This is a genomic window from Azospirillum sp. B21 (assembly GCF_008364825.1).
Taxonomy (GTDB): Bacteria; Pseudomonadota; Alphaproteobacteria; order Azospirillales; family Azospirillaceae; genus Azospirillum.
Window position 1 is genome coordinate 378,529 of record NZ_VTTO01000001.1, and the last position, 16,751, is coordinate 395,279.

17 protein-coding genes are annotated in these 16,751 nt (G+C 68.4%); 10 read left to right on the forward strand and 7 right to left on the reverse strand.

Translation table 11 applies throughout. The features are described 5' to 3' along the window. Positions 1 to 67: 67 nt before the first annotated feature. The 8 genes from dprA to FZ983_RS01845 all read left to right on the forward strand — a co-directional run bounded on the left by dprA (position 68) and on the right by FZ983_RS01845 (position 9,682). Positions 68 to 1,204, forward strand: a complete 1,137-nt coding sequence (dprA, locus tag FZ983_RS01810) for a DNA-processing protein DprA (protein ID WP_149221920.1) — start codon at positions 68 to 70, stop codon at positions 1,202 to 1,204. Positions 1,205 to 1,250: 46 nt separating this feature from the next. Further along, positions 1,251 to 4,061, forward strand: coding sequence for a type I DNA topoisomerase (gene topA, locus FZ983_RS01815; RefSeq protein ID WP_149221921.1), 2,811 nt, complete (start codon positions 1,251 to 1,253; stop codon positions 4,059 to 4,061). Positions 4,062 to 4,097: 36 nt separating this feature from the next. Beyond that, the gene (locus tag FZ983_RS01820; RefSeq protein ID WP_149221922.1) at positions 4,098 to 5,912 is read left to right on the forward strand and encodes a tetratricopeptide repeat protein; all 1,815 of its coding nucleotides are present in this window, start codon (positions 4,098 to 4,100) and stop codon (positions 5,910 to 5,912) included. 226 nt (positions 5,913 to 6,138) lie between these two features. After that, on the forward strand, positions 6,139 to 6,945 hold the full coding sequence (locus tag FZ983_RS01825) for an enoyl-CoA hydratase (protein WP_149221923.1): 807 nt from the start codon (positions 6,139 to 6,141) through the stop codon (positions 6,943 to 6,945). Beyond that, the gene (locus FZ983_RS01830) at positions 6,942 to 7,463 is read left to right on the forward strand and encodes a CoA-binding protein (protein WP_149221924.1); all 522 of its coding nucleotides are present in this window, start codon (positions 6,942 to 6,944) and stop codon (positions 7,461 to 7,463) included. Before FZ983_RS01825 ends, FZ983_RS01830 begins: the two co-directional genes overlap by 4 nt. Positions 7,464 to 7,484: 21 nt before the next feature. Continuing rightward, entirely contained in the window at positions 7,485 to 8,780 is a 1,296-nt protein-coding gene (locus FZ983_RS01835) for an O-acetylhomoserine aminocarboxypropyltransferase (protein ID WP_149221925.1), read from the forward strand. A 117-nt stretch (positions 8,781 to 8,897) separates the two neighbouring features. Then, positions 8,898 to 9,194: a DUF1778 domain-containing protein gene (locus FZ983_RS01840; protein ID WP_014248089.1), complete on the forward strand. Its 297-nt coding sequence runs from the start codon at positions 8,898 to 8,900 to the stop codon at positions 9,192 to 9,194. After that, positions 9,191 to 9,682, forward strand: coding sequence for a GNAT family N-acetyltransferase (locus tag FZ983_RS01845; RefSeq protein WP_149221926.1), 492 nt, complete (start codon positions 9,191 to 9,193; stop codon positions 9,680 to 9,682). Before FZ983_RS01840 ends, FZ983_RS01845 begins: the two co-directional genes overlap by 4 nt. Before the next feature lie 6 nt (positions 9,683 to 9,688). On the opposite strand, the gene FZ983_RS01850 is transcribed toward FZ983_RS01845, so the two are convergent. Beyond that, positions 9,689 to 10,930 (reverse strand): MFS transporter, encoded by a 1,242-nt coding sequence (locus tag FZ983_RS01850; RefSeq protein WP_149221927.1) that lies wholly within the window; start codon positions 10,928 to 10,930, stop codon positions 9,689 to 9,691. Positions 10,931 to 11,162: 232 nt separating this feature from the next. On the opposite strand from FZ983_RS01850, the gene FZ983_RS01855 reads away from it, so the two are divergent. Continuing rightward, positions 11,163 to 11,456: a DUF6516 family protein gene (locus FZ983_RS01855; protein WP_149221928.1), complete on the forward strand. Its 294-nt coding sequence runs from the start codon at positions 11,163 to 11,165 to the stop codon at positions 11,454 to 11,456. Further along, positions 11,453 to 11,797 (forward strand): winged helix-turn-helix transcriptional regulator, encoded by a 345-nt coding sequence (locus tag FZ983_RS01860; protein ID WP_149221929.1) that lies wholly within the window; start codon positions 11,453 to 11,455, stop codon positions 11,795 to 11,797. Before FZ983_RS01855 ends, FZ983_RS01860 begins: the two co-directional genes overlap by 4 nt. A 10-nt stretch (positions 11,798 to 11,807) precedes the next feature. Here the strand turns inward: FZ983_RS01860 and arfB are convergent, their stop codons facing one another. From arfB to FZ983_RS01890, 6 genes are all read right to left on the reverse strand, one after another. Next, entirely contained in the window at positions 11,808 to 12,227 is a 420-nt protein-coding gene (gene arfB, locus FZ983_RS01865; RefSeq protein WP_149221930.1) for an alternative ribosome rescue aminoacyl-tRNA hydrolase ArfB, read from the reverse strand. After that, positions 12,224 to 13,132: a 16S rRNA (adenine(1518)-N(6)/adenine(1519)-N(6))-dimethyltransferase RsmA gene (gene rsmA, locus FZ983_RS01870; protein WP_149221931.1), complete on the reverse strand. Its 909-nt coding sequence runs from the start codon at positions 13,130 to 13,132 to the stop codon at positions 12,224 to 12,226. Before rsmA ends, arfB begins: the two co-directional genes overlap by 4 nt. A 56-nt stretch (positions 13,133 to 13,188) precedes the next feature. Continuing rightward, the gene (locus FZ983_RS01875) at positions 13,189 to 13,497 is read right to left on the reverse strand and encodes an AzlD domain-containing protein (protein ID WP_149221932.1); all 309 of its coding nucleotides are present in this window, start codon (positions 13,495 to 13,497) and stop codon (positions 13,189 to 13,191) included. Beyond that, positions 13,490 to 14,218 (reverse strand): AzlC family ABC transporter permease, encoded by a 729-nt coding sequence (locus FZ983_RS01880; RefSeq protein ID WP_149221933.1) that lies wholly within the window; start codon positions 14,216 to 14,218, stop codon positions 13,490 to 13,492. The genes FZ983_RS01875 and FZ983_RS01880 overlap by 8 nt, the downstream gene beginning before the upstream one ends. Before the next feature lie 33 nt (positions 14,219 to 14,251). Continuing rightward, complete coding sequence (locus FZ983_RS01885; RefSeq protein ID WP_247883531.1) at positions 14,252 to 15,118, reverse strand: AraC family transcriptional regulator; 867 nt, start codon at positions 15,116 to 15,118, stop codon at positions 14,252 to 14,254. Between the two features lie 82 nt (positions 15,119 to 15,200). Continuing rightward, positions 15,201 to 16,751 carry a tetratricopeptide repeat protein gene (locus FZ983_RS01890; RefSeq protein WP_188092225.1) on the reverse strand — a complete coding sequence of 517 codons (1,551 nt, stop codon included), beginning with the start codon at positions 16,749 to 16,751 and terminating at the stop codon, positions 15,201 to 15,203.

Consider the following 16,751-nt stretch of genomic DNA (forward strand, 5'->3'; position numbering starts at 1 on the left):
GGGAGATCGCGTCTCCATACGTTTGCATGTTGATGGCACATATCGCTTGGTTGTATGAATTCCAAGCATGACACAACCGCGCCGCCCCTTGTCCGATGCCGAACGGCTCGACTGGATCCGCCTCATTCGCACCGAGAATGTGGGGCCGATCACCTTTCACCGCCTGCTGGAGCAGTTCGGCAGTGCCCGTGCGGCGCTGGACGCCTTGCCGGAATTGGCACGGCGCGGCGGGCGGACCAAGCCGTTGCGCGTCGCCTCCAAGACGGAGGCGGAGCGGGAGATGCAGGCGAACCGCCGCTTCGGCGCCCGGCTGATCTGCGCCTGCGAACCCGACTATCCGGAACCGCTGGCCGCGGTCGACGATGCGCCGCCGGTGATCTCGGTGGCGGGCCACGCCCATCTGCTGAAACGGCGCGCGGTCGCCATCGTCGGGGCGCGCAACGCCTCGCTGAACGCCAAGAAATTCGCCGAGTCGCTGGCGCGGGAACTTGGCGCGGCCGGGCTGCTGGTCGTTTCCGGCCTTGCCCGCGGCATCGACACCGCCGCCCATGCCGGCTCGATCGGCAGCGGCACCGCCGCGGTGCTGGCGGGCGGCATCGACGTCGTCTATCCGCCGGAGAATGAGGGGCTCTACCGCGACATCGTGGCGCAGGGCGTGGTGGTGGCGGAAAGCGCAATCGGCACCCAACCGCAGGCTCGTCATTTTCCCCGCCGCAACCGTCTGATCTCCGGCCTGTCGCTGGGTGTGCTGGTGGTGGAGGCGGCGCTGCGCTCCGGCTCGCTCATCACCGCGCGGATGGCGTTGGAACAGGGGCGCGAGGTGATGGCGGTTCCGGGATCTCCACTCGACCCGCGTTGCCATGGCACCAACAATCTGCTGCGCCAGGGGGCGACGCTGGTGGAACGGGCCGACGATGTGCTGCGCGCCATCGAAAACCTGCGCCCGCCGACGCTGGCGGAACGGCCGCGCGACCTGTTCAGCGCCGCCGGGCTGGCCCCCGGCCCTACCGCGGAACCGGACGAATCCGACCTTGCAAAGGCACGCGCCCTGGTGCTGGAAAACCTGGGGCCCTCGCCCGTCACCATTGACGAACTCGTCCGCGGGTGCCAATTGTCCGCTCCGGTGGTGCTGACTGTGGTTCTGGAACTTGAGCTTGCCGGCCGAGTCCAGCGTCTTCCCGGTCATCAGGTCTCTCTCGCCTGATCGGCATCGCCGTGGTTTGGGTGGGCATACGCGAAGGGCTGGTTTCTTGCCGGGCAGCAACGTCGTCATCGTCGAATCGCCGGCCAAGGCGAAGACCATCAACAAGTATCTGGGCGACGACTACACCGTCATCGCCAGCTTCGGCCATGTCCGCGACCTTCCGGCGCGGGACGGTTCGGTGCGCCCGGATGAAGACTTCGCGATGGAATGGGAGCTGGGCGACCGCTCCAAGCGCCACATCGACGAGATCGCCAAGGCGGTGAAGTCGGCCGACCGCGTCTATCTCGCAACCGACCCGGATCGCGAGGGAGAGGCCATCGCCTGGCACCTGTCGGAGCTGCTGCGCGAAAAGCACCTGACCGACAATCGCGACGTCCAGCGAATCACCTTCAACGAGATCACCAAGAGCGCGGTGCAGGCCGCCATCGCCAACCCGCGCGACGTGTCGCGCGAACTGGTCGACGCCTATCTGGCGCGCCGGGCGCTGGACTATCTGGTCGGCTTCACGCTGTCGCCGGTGCTGTGGCGCAAGCTGCCGGGGTCCAAGTCGGCCGGCCGCGTCCAGTCGGTGGCGCTGCGCCTGATCTGCGAGCGCGAGTCGGAGATCGAGGTCTTCAAGCCGCAGGAATACTGGTCGATCGCGGTCGGCTTCACCACGCCGGCCGGGGCCACCTTCACCGCGTCGCTGACCCAGCTGGACGGCAAGAAGCTCGACAAGTTCGGCCTTCCCAACCGCGAGGCGGCGGAAGCCGCGGTGGCGAAGATCCGCCCGCAGACCTTCGCCGTCTCGTCGGTGGAGCGTAAGCAGAGCCGCCGCAACCCGTCGCCGCCCTTCACCACTTCCACACTGCAGCAGGAGGCTTCGCGCAAGCTGGGCTTCGGCGCCACCCGCACCATGCGGACCGCGCAGAAGCTGTATGAGGGCGTGGACATCGGCGGCGAGACGGTCGGCCTCATCACCTATATGCGAACCGATGGCGTCAGCCTGTCGCAGGAAGCCATCGACGGCGCCCGCAGCCTGATCGGCTCCCAGTATGGCGAGCGCTACGTCCCGGCCCAGCCGCGCGTCTACAAGACCGCCGCCAAGAACGCCCAGGAGGCCCACGAGGCCATCCGGCCGACCGACCTGCAGCGCCGTCCGGACACGGTCTCCGCCTATCTGGAAGGGGACGAACTGCGGCTCTATGAACTGATCTGGAAGCGTACACTGGCCAGCCAGATGGAAAGCGCCGTTCTGGACCAGGTGGCGGTGGACATTGCCAGCCCGTCCAAGGACGTGGTGCTGCGCGCCACCGGCTCCATCGTCGTGTTCGACGGTTTCCTGAAGGTCTATCAGGAGGACCGCGACGACGCGGCCGAGGACGACCAGCAAGAGCGCCGCCTGCCGGCCATGGACCAGGGCGATGCCCTGGCCCGCGGCGACATCGCCCAGGACCAGCATTTCACCCAGCCGCCGCCGCGCTATTCCGAAGCCAGCCTCGTCAAGAAGCTGGAGGAGCTGGGGATCGGCCGGCCGTCCACCTACGCCTCGATCCTCCAGGTGCTTCAGGACCGCAATTACGTCCGGCTGGACAAGCGGCGCTTCATTCCGGAAGACCGCGGCCGGCTGGTGACCGCCTTCCTGGAGAATTTCTTCCACCGCTATGTGGAGTACAACTTCACGGCGGAGCTGGAGAACCAGCTGGACGAGATCTCCGACGGCAAGATCGACTGGAAGACCGTCCTGCGCGACTTCTGGACCGCCTTCGACGTGGCGGTGAACGGCACCAAGGATCTGACGATCACCCAGGTGCTGACCACGCTCGACAACGAGTTGGGCGCCCATTTCTTCCCCGCCGCCACCGAGGACGGCCACGACCCGCGGGTCTGCCCGGTCTGCCGCGAGGGGCGGCTGGGGCTGAAGCTGGGCAAGATGGGCGCCTTCATCGGCTGCTCGCGCTATCCGGAGTGCCGCTACACCCGGCCGCTGGCCGTCGCCAACGACGAGAACGGCGAGGCGCAGGAAGGCCCGCGCGAGCTGGGCAACGATCCGGAGACCGGTCTGCCGGTGACGGTTCGCCGCGGCCCCTACGGCGCCTACATCCAGCTCGGCCCGGCGCCCACCGTCGCCGCCCCGCCGGAGGAACCGGCCGTTGAGGAGCCCGCGGCAGACGGCAAGAAGCCCAAGGCGAAGAAAAAGAAGAAGGACGAGGCGCCGAAGCCCAAGCGGGTGTCGCTGCCCAAGGGCATGGCCGCGGCGGACGTCGATCTCGACACCGCGCTGAAGCTGCTGGCCCTGCCGCGGACCATCGGCAACCACCCGGAAACCGGCGAGGAGATCAGCGCCGGCATCGGCCGCTTCGGTCCCTACCTGAAGCATGGCAGCGTCTACAAGTCGCTGACGCCGGACGACGACGTGCTGACCATCGGCATCAACCGCGCCGTCGATCTGCTGGCCGGCGCGGCGAAGAAGGCATCGGCCCCGGCCAAGACGCTGGGCGATCACCCGAAGACCGGCAAGCCGATCACCATGGGCTCCGGCCGGTTCGGTCCCTATGTGAAGCATGCCAGCGTCTATGCCTCGATCCCGAAGGGGACCGAGCCGGACAGCGTCACGCTGGAACAGGCGCTGGAACTGATCGACGCCAAGGTCGCAAAGGACGCCGCCAAGAAGGGCAAGGCTCCGAAGGACGCCGAGCCGGCCAAGGCCGAGGGCACCGACGCGGAAAAGCCCGCCAAGGCGAAGGCCCCGGCAAAGACTGCGGCAAAGACCGCGGCGAAGAAGCCCGCCGCCAAGAAGGCGACCAAGGCCAAGGCCGCCAAGGATGCTCCGGCGGAGGCCGCCGCACCGAAGAAGAAGACCGCCAAGGCATCCTGACCGGGCGGAAGGCGGCGTATGGCGGGGACCTGAGCAATGGCGACGATCCGTGAAGCCCTGCTTGCCGCCCTCGACCATCACGCCTCCGGTCGGCTGGATGCGGCGGCGACGCTTTACAGCCGCATCATCGAAGCGGATCACGGCCAGGCGGATGCCCACCATCTGCTCGGCGTCGCGTTGACGCAGATGGGGCGCGCAATCGATGCCGTCGCGTCCTTCCGAACGGCGATCCGTCTCGCACCGGAGCAGGCCTCCTTCCGGTCGAACGCCGGAAACGCCCTGAAGGCGCTCGGGCGGCAGGACGAAGCCCAGATTTTCTACCGCATGGCTCTTGCCCTGGAACCCGATCATCCGGATGCGCTGGGCAATCTCGCCGCCATGACCGCCGATCCGGCCGAAGCACTGGCCATCGCCCGCCGCAGCGGCCGTCTCGACCCGCTGAAGGAGGAGACGCCGTTCAATTGCGGCGTTCTACAGCGCCGGCTTGGACGCAAGGGCGAGGCGCTGGACAGCTTTCGCGCCTGCCTGCAGCTTTCGCCCGCGCATGCCGCCACCCTTCATGCGGCAGCCGAACTGCTGGAAACGGATCGGCCGGCCGAGGCGGCCGCCCTGTTCCTGCGGGTTGCCCGTCTGGTTCCGGATTCCTTCGGGTCCACCCTTCGCGCCGCCACGGCCCTCTCGCGATCCGGCGCGGTGGACGGAGCCATCGCCCTCCTCGACGATCTGGTCCGCAAGGTTCCGGATCTGGCCGAGGTCCATTTCAACCGCGCCGGCCTTCATCACGAATCGGGCAGTCTGGAGACCGCGTCCGCAGGCTACCGCCGGACTCTTGCGCTGGCGCCGGGCGATGCCGAGGCATGGTACAGCCTCGCGTCCGTCGAGAAGGACCGGCACCAGATGGATGCCGCGGTCAGGGGATACCGCCGGGCGCTGGCTGTCGATCCCTCCTTCCAGGCAGCCCAACTCGATCTGCGCGTCGTTCTCGGCCGACAATTTCCCGCCTGGCATTTCACCATGCTGGCGGATCAGGCCCGTAACGCCGCCTACCAGCGTGCGATCGACGCAGCCGTGAAGCCCGGCATGATCGTCCTGGAGATCGGCACCGGTGCGGGCCTGCTCGCCCTGATGGCGGCCCGGGCCGGCGCCGCCCATGTCTACAGCTGCGAACTGTCGCGGCCGCTGGCGGAACTCGCGAGGGGAATCGTGTCCGACAACGGCTTGTCGGACCGGATCACCATCATCAACAAGCGGTCGTCGGAACTGCGCGTCGGGATCGATCTTCCCGAACCGGCCGATCTGCTGATCTCCGAAATCCTTGACGCCGGACTGCTGGGCGAGGGTGCCGCCGCAAGCGTGGCCAAGGCCGCGCGCGCCCTGGTGAAACCCGATGCCGTAATCCTGCCGCGAGGCGCGGTCATCAGGGCGATGCCGATCGAATGCCCCGCCTTGCGAAGCGCAAACCCGATCGGCACCATCGCCGGATTCGACCTGTCGCGGCTGGAGGCGTATCGCAATCCCTCCTACATGGTACTGGCGCTGAACGATCTGCCGCACCGGCCGCTGGCGCCGCCGACCGATGTCTGCTGGATCGACCTGCGCAATCCACCCGCGCATGGGCCGGTCGGGTCCGCCCGCCTTCCAATCGCCGCCGATGGTGCCTTGCACGCCATCGCCTTCTGGTTCGAACTGCACATCGACGACCACACGATGCTGTCCACCGCTCCGGGTTCGGAGTCGCGCCATTGGCAGCAGGCTTTGCAATTCCTGACGATCGACCGGCGGGTCCGGACTGGCGACATGGTCGAGGCCCATCTGAGCTACATCGCCGGACGGCTTCACTTCTCGGTCTGACCACGCCTGCCGCACAGACCGGGCGTCGGTCCGCACGGCTTGGCTCAGATGCATTCTCTATTAAAATAATAGATTTTTTAAGGGTTATAGCAAAAACACCTGTTGAATTCCTCCTCCACCTGTCGTCTCATTGTCCCTGCCCTGCAGGTTCCCCGTGTCACCCGCAGGCGCGGCGCGTTAAGCTGCCGGCGGTGCGCAACCAAAGGAATACGGGAGGACAACGACCATGAGCGCCGCGCTTTCCACACACGATCCCCATGCCCCTCTGGTCCTGCGCGAGGATCGCGACGGGGTCGCCACGCTGACGCTGAACCGGCCGAAGGCGCGCAATGCGCTGTCGGTGGGGCTGATGGCGGCGCTGCAGGGCGCGCTGGACGCCATCCACGAAGATCGCTCCGTGCGCGCCGTGGTGCTGGCCGGAGCCGGCGGCGCCTTCTGTGCCGGGCATGACCTGAAGGAGATGCGCGCCGCCCCGTCGCGCGAGCTGTACGAGGCGCTGTTCACCCAGTGCTCCCGCCTGATGCTGACGATCAACCGCATCCGCCAGCCGGTGATCGCCAAGGTCCGCGGCGTGGCGACCGCCGCCGGCTGCCAGCTGGTCGCCACCTGCGATCTCGCCTATTGCGAAGAGGAGGCGCGCTTCGCCACGCCGGGGGTGAACATCGGGCTGTTCTGCTCGACGCCGATGGTGGCGCTGACCCGCGCGGTCGGGCGCAAGGCGGCGATGGAGATGCTGCTGCTGGGCGACCTGATCGATGCGGATGAGGCGGAGCGCATCGGCCTCGTCAACCGCGCGGTGCCGACCGACCAGCTGGACGAGGTGGTGGACAGCGTCGCGGCGAAGATCGCCTCCAAATCGCCGCTGACCCTCGCCACCGGCAAGGAAGCCTTCTACCGCCAGATCGAGTTGGATGCCGAAGGCGCCTACGCCTATGCGGCCAAGGTGATGACCGAGAACATGATGGCGCAGGACGCCGCCGAGGGCATCGACGCCTTCCTGGGCAAGCGCACGCCCGTCTGGTGCGGTCGATGAGCGGGCAGAAGATCACCGAGCCGGCCGACTACACCGACGCGTTCCTGCGCGGCGTGCTGGAAACCACGAAGAGCATCGCCGTGGTGGGGGCCAGCGCCGACCCGGTGAAGGCCAGCTTCTTCGTGATGAAGTACCTGCGCGACAAGGGCTACACGGTAATCCCGGTCAACCCGAAGATGGCCGGCCAGACCATCCTCGGCCTGCCGGTCTATGCCAGCCTCAAGGATCTGCCGGAGCCGCCGGACATGGTCGACGTCTTCCGCAACTCCGCCGCCGCCGGCGGGGTGACGGACGAGGCCATCGCGGCGGGCGCCAAGGTGGTGTGGATGCAGCTGGGCGTCCGCAACGACGAGGCGGCGGCGCGGGCGCAGGCCGCCGGACTGACCGTGGTGATGGACCGTTGCCCCAAGATGGAAATCCAGCGCCTGTACGGCGAGATCGGCCGGATCGGGATCAATTCCAATGTGCTGGTGACGCGCCGTATGGCACCGACGAAATCGTTCAAAAAGCTGATCTGAAAAACTGGGGGAATCACACAGATGACTGAGCAGAAGAGCTTCGGCTTCGAGACCCGTGCCATCCATGCCGGCGCCGCACCCGACCCGGCGACGGGCGCCCGGCAGACGCCGATCTACCAGACCACCAGCTTTGTCTTCGACGATGTCGACGACGCCGCCTCGCTGTTCAACCTGCAGAAGGTCGGCTTCATCTATTCCCGCCTGACCAACCCGACGGTGGCGGTGCTGGAAGAGCGGCTGGCGAACCTGGAAGGCGGCGCCGGCGCCACCGCGACCTCGTCCGGCCATGCCGCGCAACTGCTGGCCCTGTTCCCGCTGATGGCGCCCGGCGACCACATCGTCGCGTCGAAGAAGCTCTATGGCGGCTCGCTGAACCAGCTCGGCATCAGCTTCCCCCGCGCCTTCGGCTGGCAGCCGAGCTTCGTCGACACCGACACCGTCGACAACGTCAAGGCGGCGCTGACCGAGAAGACCAAGGCGATCTTCGTCGAAAGCCTCGCCAACCCCGGCGGCGTGGTGACGGACATCGAGGCCATCGCCAAGATCGCCGACGATGCCGGCATCCCGCTGATCGTCGACAACACGCTGGCCACCCCCTACCTGATCAACCCGATCCAGTGGGGCGCCACGCTGGTGGTGCATTCGACCACCAAGTTCCTGTCCGGCAACGGCACCTCGGTCGGCGGCGTGGTGGTGGACAGCGGCAAGTTCGACTGGAGCAAGTCCGGCAAGTTCCCGGCGCTGAGCGAGCCCGACCCCGGCTATCACGGCCTGCGCTTCCACGAGACCTTCGGCCATCTGGCCTTCACCATCCACGGCCATGCCGTGGGCCTGCGCGACCTGGGGCCGAGCCAGGCGCCGATGAACGCCTTCCTGACGCTGAACGGCATCGAAACCCTGCCGCTGCGCATGCAGCGCCACGCCGACAGCGCGCTGAAAGTGGCGCAGTTCCTGGAAAGCCATCCGGCGGTCAGCTGGGTCAGCTATGCCGGGCTGGACTCGTCGAAGTACCGTGATCTCGCGAAGAAGTACCTGCCGCGCGGCGCCGGTGCGGTGCTGACCTTCGGCGTCAAGGGCGGTTTCGAGGCCGGCGTGAAGGTGGTGGAGAGCGTGGAGCTGTTCAGCCACCTCGCCAACATCGGCGATGCCCGGTCGCTGATCATCCACCCGTCCTCGACCACCCACCGCCAGCTGTCGGCGGAAGCCCAGGCCTCGGCCGGCGCCGGTCCCGAGGTGATCCGCCTGTCCATCGGGCTGGAGACGGCGGAGGACATCATCGCCGATCTGGATCAGGCGCTGAACAAGACGATTGCGTGAGGACTCGCCGGGGAGCGCGCCGGGAGGACCGGCGCGCCCCAACGGCGGACAGGTAGGTTCGTAATGACATTGTCATTGCGCTGTGGCAGGCTGTCTCCCTAACCGGAGGTGGCCGCCATGCAGCCTGTCGAACCGTCAGAAGAGAAGTCCCGGCGCGAGACGCTGAACATCCGCATCCGCCCGGAAGAGCGCAGCCTGATCGACCGGGCGGCCCAGGCGCAGGGCAAGAACCGCACGGATTTCATCCTGGAGGCCGCCCGCCGCGCCGCCGAGGATGCTCTGCTCGACCGCGCGATCATCGCGGCCAGCCCCGAGGCCTACGCAGCGTTCCTCGCCCGGCTCGACGCACCGCCCAAGCCTAACGAGAAGCTGCGCCGGACCTTGCGGACACCGGCACCCTGGGACAGCGAATGACGCTGTCCGCGCCCGAGCCGCTTGCATCCCACCATCGCGTCGACCTGTTCGAGTCCGGCACGCCGTCCTTGGACAATTGGTTGAAACGCCGGGCAATGGCCAACCAGGCCAGCGGCGCGTCGCGGACTTTCGTCGCCTGTGCCAGCGACGAGATCGCCGGCTATTATGCTCTGGCATCGAGTGCGGTCGCGGTTGCCGAAGCACCGGGACGCTTCCGCCGCAACATGCCCGATCCGATCCCGGTGGTGGTGCTGGCGCGGCTCGCCGTTTCCCGGACACGGCAGGGGCAGGGCCTCGGCCGGGCGCTGTTCCGTGACGCCGCCTTGCGGGTCGTGCAGGCCGCCGATCTAATCGGCGTCCGCGGGCTGATCGTCCATGCGCTGTCGGATGAGGCGAAGGGATTTTATCTTCGCCTCGGGCTCGATACCTCGCCGATGGACCCGATGATGCTGATGGTCACGTTGGCCGACCTGCGGGACAATCTGTAACGCACTTCACTCCGCCGCCGGCAAGGGGGCCGCCACCGGTTCGGCCTTGCGGCGGTCGTCGGGCAGCAGCAGGGCGGCGGCGAAGGCTAGGGCCGCCAGCGCCGACAGGGTCAGGTAGAGCATGGTGAACTCGCCGGTGCGCTCATAGACCCAGGCAACCAGTTGAACCGCCAGCGGACCGGCGCCGAAGGACAGGATGTATTTGGCGCCGAAGGCCAACCCGCGATGCTTGTCCGGGGTGTAGCGCGCCAGCAGCATGTTCTCCGCCGGGATCTGCGTCTGCGAGGCGATGACGACCATCGCGGCCGCGGCCACCAGCGGCAGGTCGGCCAGGACGGAAACCGCGGCCATCATCGGGATCTGGACCAGCAGGCAGAGCATATAGACGCGCTTCAGCGAATGGCGGTCGGCCAGCACGCCGCCGATCATCTGCGGCAGGGCCGCGATCAGGTAGACCGCCGTCACCAGCCCGCCGACCCCCAGCGTTCCGCTGCCGAGCCAGCCGCCCAGCCGCGCCTCGAACAGCTTGGGCAGCACGACCTGCATGGCGTTGAAGATCAGCCCGGCGCAGACCATGGTCAGCGACAGCACGAAGAAGGCGCGCACCACGTCGCCGCGCGACGGCTTGGGCTGCGGCTTCACGTCGGCATGGCGGTCCTGGACGATGCCGCTCATGATCAGCAGGGCCAGGGCGGCACCCATCACGAGGCAGATGGCGCCGGGGATGATGAAGGCCATGCGCCAGTTCAGCCACTCCGTCAGACTACCGGCGACGATGGCGGCGGTGGCGACGCCGAAGGTGCCGAACAGGCCGAGCCAGCCCATCGCCTTGCCGCGATTCTCGGCATTCGCCATCATCCAGGCCATGCCGACGGGGTGGTAGATCGATGCCCCCAGCCCCAGCAGGGCCAGCGACCACATCAGCATCTCCGGCCCATCCGACAGGCCCGCCATCACCGCCCCGCCGCCGGTCATCAGGTAAAAGACCGCCATCATGCCGGCCGAACTCCAGCGGTCGCCCAGCCAGCCGGCCAGCGGCGCCCCCAGCCCGATCATGAAGGCCCCCAGCGTCCACAGCCGGATCAGTTCGTCATAGGAGAGCTTCCATTCGGTTTCCAGCGCCAGCACGATGGTCAGGAACAGCGCCGACACGATGTGCATCAGCGTGTGCCCGACCCAGGCGAAGCCGACCGACAGACGGGCCGAGGTCGGCGACGGCAGGGCGGCGCTGGCGGATGGATGACTCATCGAACGTCTCCGGCCCCGGATTTGTCCTCACGGGGGAATGTTTCACGGGCAAGCGAAGGGCAAAGGCTGGCACGGGATGGTTGAGCCGTCCAATGCGCCTGCCTCATGGCGGGCATGTCTGCCTGAATCAGAGGACGGTTTCCCAGCACGCATGTTCAGCAGCGAGCCGCCTGATGTGAGAATCCGCCATATGTGACTTCACCACATCGCAGGATGTCGCCTATATTGAAGCATGCGTAAAGCCGCGCTCCTCCTTTCCCGCAAGACTATCTACGACGACGGTAGCATCGTCCAGGTACGGGTCTGGTCGGTTGCGGCTCCGGTGCCGCCGTCGGAACACCGGTACAAATACAGCCTGTTCTTCGGCAGGCACGGCGAGCGGATCGTCGGGTACGACAACGAGAAGGGAAAGGGCGACCACAAGCACGTCCGTGGTCAGGAATTGCCGGTTCGGTTCGAGACCATCGAGCAGTTGATCGACGAGTTCTTCACCGATGTCGCCGCAGTCAGAGAGGGAAGATTATGACGACGCTTCAGATCCACATCGGTGTCGATCTCCAGGCAGAGGCGGCTGCGATCAAGGATGCGCTCCGCCGCCATGAAGCGGGGGAGACCGTCCGGGAACACCACATCACCTTCGAATCCTTTGAGGGAATGGCCCGGATCCTGACGCCGAAGCGGCTGGAAATCCTTCGGTATCTGCACCGCAATCCCACCGCCAGCATCCGGGCGCTGGCCGGTGCGCTGGGCCGCGACTATCGCAATGTCCATATGGACGTGACCGCATTGGTCGAGGCCGGATTGATCGACGACCAGGACGGATTGCGGGTCGACTATGACGATGTCGAAATGAAGATGGCGCTCTGATCGGGAACGCTCAGTCGTTAACGTTCCCGCGCATCTTCTTCACCTCCGACCGCTTGGCCTTGCCTTCCAGCCGCCGCTCCTTGGAGCCCTTGGTCGGCTTGGTCGGACGGCGGGGCGGCGGCGGCGGGGCGGCGGCATCGCGGATCAGGTCGATCAGGCGCTCGCGGGCGTCTTCCCGGTTGCGGATTTGCGAGCGGTGGCGGTCGGCGACCAGGATCAGCACGCCGTCCTGGGTCAGGCGGGACCCGGCGAGCCGCTCCAGCCGGTAGCGCACCGGATCGGGCAAATTGGGCGAGCGCCGCACGTCGAAGCGCAGTTGGACCGCCGACTCCGTCTTGTTGACATGCTGGCCGCCGGGGCCGGAGGCGCGGACGAATTCCTCCTGCAGCTCGTTTTCGTCCAGGCTGATGCGGGGGGTAACCCGGATCATGTCGGCTTCTCCGACGGTGGCTCCAGAGGATGGCGGGCACGGAAGGCACGGGCGAGTGCGGCGAAGCCGGCGACGTCGATCTCCTCCGCCCGCGCGGTCGGGGCGAGGCCGGTCTCCTCCAGCAGGGCTTCGGCATTGCCCAGCGACTTCAGGCTCTGGCGCAGCATCTTGCGGCGCTGGCCGAAGGCGGCGGCGGTGACCTGTTCCAGCGCGCGCCAGTCCGCCGGCTCCGGGTTGGCCCGCGGGGTCAGGTGGACGACCGTCGACTCGACCTTCGGCGGCGGGGTGAAGGCGCGCGGCGGCAGGTTGAACAGCACGCGGGCGTCGGAACGCCATTGGGTGATGACCGACAGCCGGCCATAGGCCTTGCTGCCCGGTTTCGCCACCAGCCGGTCGGCGACCTCCTTCTGGAACATCAGCGTCAGGCTGACATAGGCCTCGATCCGCGCCAGCCAGCCGAGCAGAAGCGGGGTTGCGACATTGTAGGGCAGGTTGGCAACGATGGCGCGCGGCGCGGGGGCGAGGTCTTCCGGGTCCACCGTCAGGGCGTCGGCCTCGACGATACTCAAGCGGCCCTGGGACGCCTCGATCACGTCCTGCAGCGCCTCGATGAAGCGGCGGTCGCGTTCGATGGCGATGACCTTCACCGCGTTTGTCGCCAGCAGCGCGCGGGTCAGCCCGCCGGGACCGGGACCGACCTCGATGGCGGTGGTGCCGGCCGGCAGGTTGGCCGAGCGCGCGATCCGCCCCGTCAGGTTCAGGTCGAGCAGGAAGTTCTGCCCCAGCGACTTGCGCGCCTCCAGCCCGAAGCGCGCGATCACGTCGCGCAGCGGCGGCAGGGCGTGCGGGTCGAAAGCAGCCGGGTTGGATGCGGGCGCGGAAGCGGCGTGGATCGGGTCGGTCATCCCCGACTTATAGGCATCCCCCGCGCACTTCACCAGACGGCAGTTTGCAACAGTTGCTACAGCAGGCGGCGCAGCAGCACGACGGCGGCCACGCCGGCCGCCACCGCCACCACCATCGGCACACGGCGGGCGATCAGGCAGACGAAGGCGGCGGCCAGCGCGTCGGACGGCCGCGACAGGGCGGCGGGCGCCACCAGCGCCACCAGCACCGCGCCCGGCGTGGCTTCCAGCGCCGCATTGGCCGCCGGGCCGAGCCGCACCCGCGCCACCAGCCACGGCCCGCCGATCCGGGTCATCCAGGTGACCAGCGCCCCGCCCAGCACGATGGCGAAGACGCTCCAATCCAGATGCAGCGACTCAAGCATCGCGCGCCCTCCTTTTCCCCTGGATAGCCGCCACTGCCCCGCCGGCCAGCGCACCGGCGATGATGTGCCAGGTGCCGCCAGGCGACAGCGCATGGACGGCCAGCGCGGCGGCGGCGCTCGCCAGCCAGGGCGGCAGCGAGCCGACGCCTCGCCAGAATCCGGCGAGCAGGCAGAGGAAGACGGCGATGAAGGTGAAATCCAGCCCCCAGGCGGTGGGATCGGCGATCAGCGCCCCGGCCAGCGTCCCGGCCACCGTGCTGGCGAGCCACGCCAGATACAGCGTCGCCGCCACCCCGTACCAATAGGCCAGCGTCAGCTCCGGTCCGCGGCGCAGGGCAAGCGCCCATTGCTCGTCGGTCATGAAGAACAGCGCCAGACCGGCCCGCGCGCGCGGGATGCCGCGGAAGCGCGGCTCCAGCGTCGCCCCCATCAGCAGGTGGCGCAGGTTGACCAGCAGGATCGCGCCGATCACCGCCAGCCCGGCGCTGCCCCCGCTCCCATTCTTGTCCAGCAGTTCGACCGCGACGAACTGGGAACTGCCGGCGAAGACCAGCGCGCTCATCAGCCCCATGTCCAGCGCGGACAGCCCGGCCTTGGCGGCGAGGCTGCCCAGCAGGAACCCGAAGGGCACCGCACCCGCCACGATGGGCAGGCAATGGACGACACCCGCCGCGAACTCCTGCCGCGGGGATGCCGGAATGGTGATGCCGTCCGTACTCATATGTGTGCCATATGTTTGCTCATGGGCGGCAAGCTAGGCGACCGAGGCGCACGCGTCTTGGACGGGATTGCTGCCGCGCCGGTATTGACCGGGGGAGACGCCGACCCGCCCCTTGAACACCCGGTTGAAATGCGCCTGGTCGCAAAAGCCGCAGGCCAGCGCCACGTCGGCGAGCGGCAGCGGCCCGATGAGCATCCGCTTGGCTTGCGCAACCCGCCGGTCGGTCAGATAGCCATGCGGGGTCGTCCCCACCGCCGCCCGGAAGACGCGCAGCAGGTGGAACCGGCTGAGCCCGGCCGCAGCCGCCAGATCGGCCAGTTCGACCGGGCTGTCGAGATGGGCGTCCAAAAATTCCCGCGCACGCCGGACCGCCGCCGGCTCCCGCCCCACCTCCCGCGGGCGGGCGCTCAGGTCGCCGTGGCGCAGGGCCAGCGCGGTGAAGGCGCGCAACGCGTCGGTGTCGGTGCGCAAGGGTTCGCGATGCGGCCCCTCCAGCCCATGATGCAGGCCGCGCAAGGACTGGAACAGCTCCGGATCGTCCAGTTCGGTGGCGGCGAAATGCGGCGCGACCGGCCGGCCGACCGCGTCGGCCATCGCCTGTTCGATCAGGGCGACCGATGGGTAGAACATGCGATAGGCATAGCCGTCCTCCGCCGGCCGGCCGTCGTGCAGGACCTCCGGGTCGAGCACCACCACCTGCCCCGCCCGCGCCACCCGTTCGGCGCCGCGGCAGCGGTACAGTTCGGTCCCGGCGGTGATGACGCCGACCACATAGGTCTCGTGGGTGTGCGGCGCATAGCTGTGACGCTGGAAGCGGGCGTTCAGGCATTCCATGCCGTCGAAACGCGCCTCCCGCCACAGCCGGGCGAAGTCGCCGCCGACGGCCGGGGTTCGGATCAATGCGGAGTGCTGGTCCATGCCGCAGTTTAACAGGCGGGCGCGGCGGCCGTCTTGGATAGGATTGCCGGGACGGTGTTGCGGCCTACGCTACGCGCCGGCCGACGGCATGCTCCGCCAGGTCGCCGGGATGCTCGGGGAACGAAACCCCGTGGTACGGCTGGTGACTGTCATGGACAAGACAGGCATCGGCGATCAGCGGCCACAGGTGGGAGCGGAGGAAGCGCTGGTCCTGCCAGCGGTCGGCCTCCGCCGCAGCGAAGCGTTCGATCAGCGGTTCCAGAGGCGGCAAAAGGCCGGCGGTCCCGCCCCACATGCCCGCCAGCATCAGTTCGCTGTGCAGCGGGTGGTCACGCATGACGTGGAAGGGCTTGCCGGAGGCGATCCACGCCTCGACCGCCGCCCGTTCGCGCGGACCGACGCGCGAATCGCAATCGCGGCAGACGAAACGGCGGACGGTCGGATCGTCGGAGGCCAGGAAGCGCCAGTAGAGGCCGTTGACCGGGCCGCTGCCGGGCGGCATTGCCACCCGTTCCGCGCCCAGTTCGTCCAACTCCGCCAGAATCTCCGGCGGCACGCTGTCGTCGTGGTAAACCCGGCAGGTCCAGCCGGGATAGACCGACCGCACCAGCCGGGCATTCTCCACCGCACCACGGCGGTAGATGTCGGCCGTCCCCCACAGGCTGAAGGCAACCACGTCGCGGATGCGCCCCTCCGGAGCGGCCGGGCGGTCCCGAAGCGGCGGCAAAGCCAGCGCCGCGCCCTCCTGCGCCGCGATCCGCGCTTTCATCGCGAGGAGCCGGCTACCCTGCACCAGCGCCTCCTCCTCCCGGTAGGACTGGAAGAGAGTGATGGCGAGGTTCTCGCGGGCGTCGAGGAAATCGGGCGCCAGCGCCACCGCCCGGGCCAGAAACGTCGCCGCCTGCTCCAGCGCCTCCAGATCCAGGCCGGCCGCCTGCCGGGTGACGACGCCAAGGTTGAAGACCGCCCCGACATGGCCGGGTTGCAGCGCCAGCGACTGCCGGTAACGGGCCAGCGCATCGCCGGGCCGCCCGGCGCGTGACAAGGCGTTGCCGAGTTGGAACAGCCGCTCCGCCGTCGGCGGTTCCAAAGCGGGCAGGCGCGACAGATCGGCAACCGCCAGCTCCGCCCGCCGCCGCTCCAGATGGTCGAGGCCGCGCAACTCCAGCAACAGTCCCAACCGTTTCCGGGTTTCGCCGTCGCGCGGGTCGAGCGTCAGCGCCCGGTCCAGCGCATCGATGGCGGCGCCGGTGTCGCCCGTCATCTGCGCCGCCACGCCGAGGAGAGCCAGGGCCGCCGCATCGTCGGGCCGCAGGGCGGCGGCACGGCGCTGGCCGACCATGGCGTCCGCCGGCAGCCCGAGCGCCTGATGGACCTTGGCGAGATCGCGGTGGTAATCGGCAATGTCCGGCTGGGCGCGAACCGCCGCGGCGATACGCGACGCCGCGTCCTGCAGGCGGCCGGTCTGCGCCAGCAGCATGCCCAGCAGATGGGATGCGGCATGGGTTTCGGGAGCGGCGTCGAGGATGCGGCCATAGAGGATTTCCGCCTCCCGCAGCCGCCCGGCCCCGTGGTGGTCGACGGCGACCCGCAAGGCTTCCTGAATCGAGGCCAT

Excerpts from the sequence above, each read along its gene's own strand:
- dprA (WP_149221920.1), top strand. The coding sequence starts at position 68 with ATGACACAACCGCGCCGCCCCTTGTCCGATGCCGAACGGCTCGACTGG.
- FZ983_RS01820 (WP_149221922.1), top strand. The coding sequence starts at position 4,098 with ATGGCGACGATCCGTGAAGCCCTGCTTGCCGCCCTCGACCATCACGCC.
- FZ983_RS01825 (WP_149221923.1), top strand. The coding sequence starts at position 6,139 with ATGAGCGCCGCGCTTTCCACACACGATCCCCATGCCCCTCTGGTCCTG.
- FZ983_RS01830 (WP_149221924.1), top strand. The coding sequence starts at position 6,942 with ATGAGCGGGCAGAAGATCACCGAGCCGGCCGACTACACCGACGCGTTC.
- FZ983_RS01835 (WP_149221925.1), top strand. The coding sequence starts at position 7,485 with ATGACTGAGCAGAAGAGCTTCGGCTTCGAGACCCGTGCCATCCATGCC.
- FZ983_RS01840 (WP_014248089.1), top strand. The coding sequence starts at position 8,898 with ATGCAGCCTGTCGAACCGTCAGAAGAGAAGTCCCGGCGCGAGACGCTG.
- FZ983_RS01845 (WP_149221926.1), top strand. The coding sequence starts at position 9,191 with ATGACGCTGTCCGCGCCCGAGCCGCTTGCATCCCACCATCGCGTCGAC.
- FZ983_RS01850 (WP_149221927.1), bottom strand. The coding sequence starts at position 10,930 with ATGAGTCATCCATCCGCCAGCGCCGCCCTGCCGTCGCCGACCTCGGCC.
- FZ983_RS01855 (WP_149221928.1), top strand. The coding sequence starts at position 11,163 with ATGCGTAAAGCCGCGCTCCTCCTTTCCCGCAAGACTATCTACGACGAC.
- FZ983_RS01860 (WP_149221929.1), top strand. The coding sequence starts at position 11,453 with ATGACGACGCTTCAGATCCACATCGGTGTCGATCTCCAGGCAGAGGCG.
- arfB (WP_149221930.1), bottom strand. The coding sequence starts at position 12,227 with ATGATCCGGGTTACCCCCCGCATCAGCCTGGACGAAAACGAGCTGCAG.
- rsmA (WP_149221931.1), bottom strand. The coding sequence starts at position 13,132 with ATGACCGACCCGATCCACGCCGCTTCCGCGCCCGCATCCAACCCGGCT.
- FZ983_RS01875 (WP_149221932.1), bottom strand. The coding sequence starts at position 13,497 with ATGCTTGAGTCGCTGCATCTGGATTGGAGCGTCTTCGCCATCGTGCTG.
- FZ983_RS01880 (WP_149221933.1), bottom strand. The coding sequence starts at position 14,218 with ATGAGTACGGACGGCATCACCATTCCGGCATCCCCGCGGCAGGAGTTC.
- FZ983_RS01890 (WP_188092225.1), bottom strand. The coding sequence starts at position 16,751 with ATGGCCTCGATTCAGGAAGCCTTGCGGGTCGCCGTCGACCACCACGGG.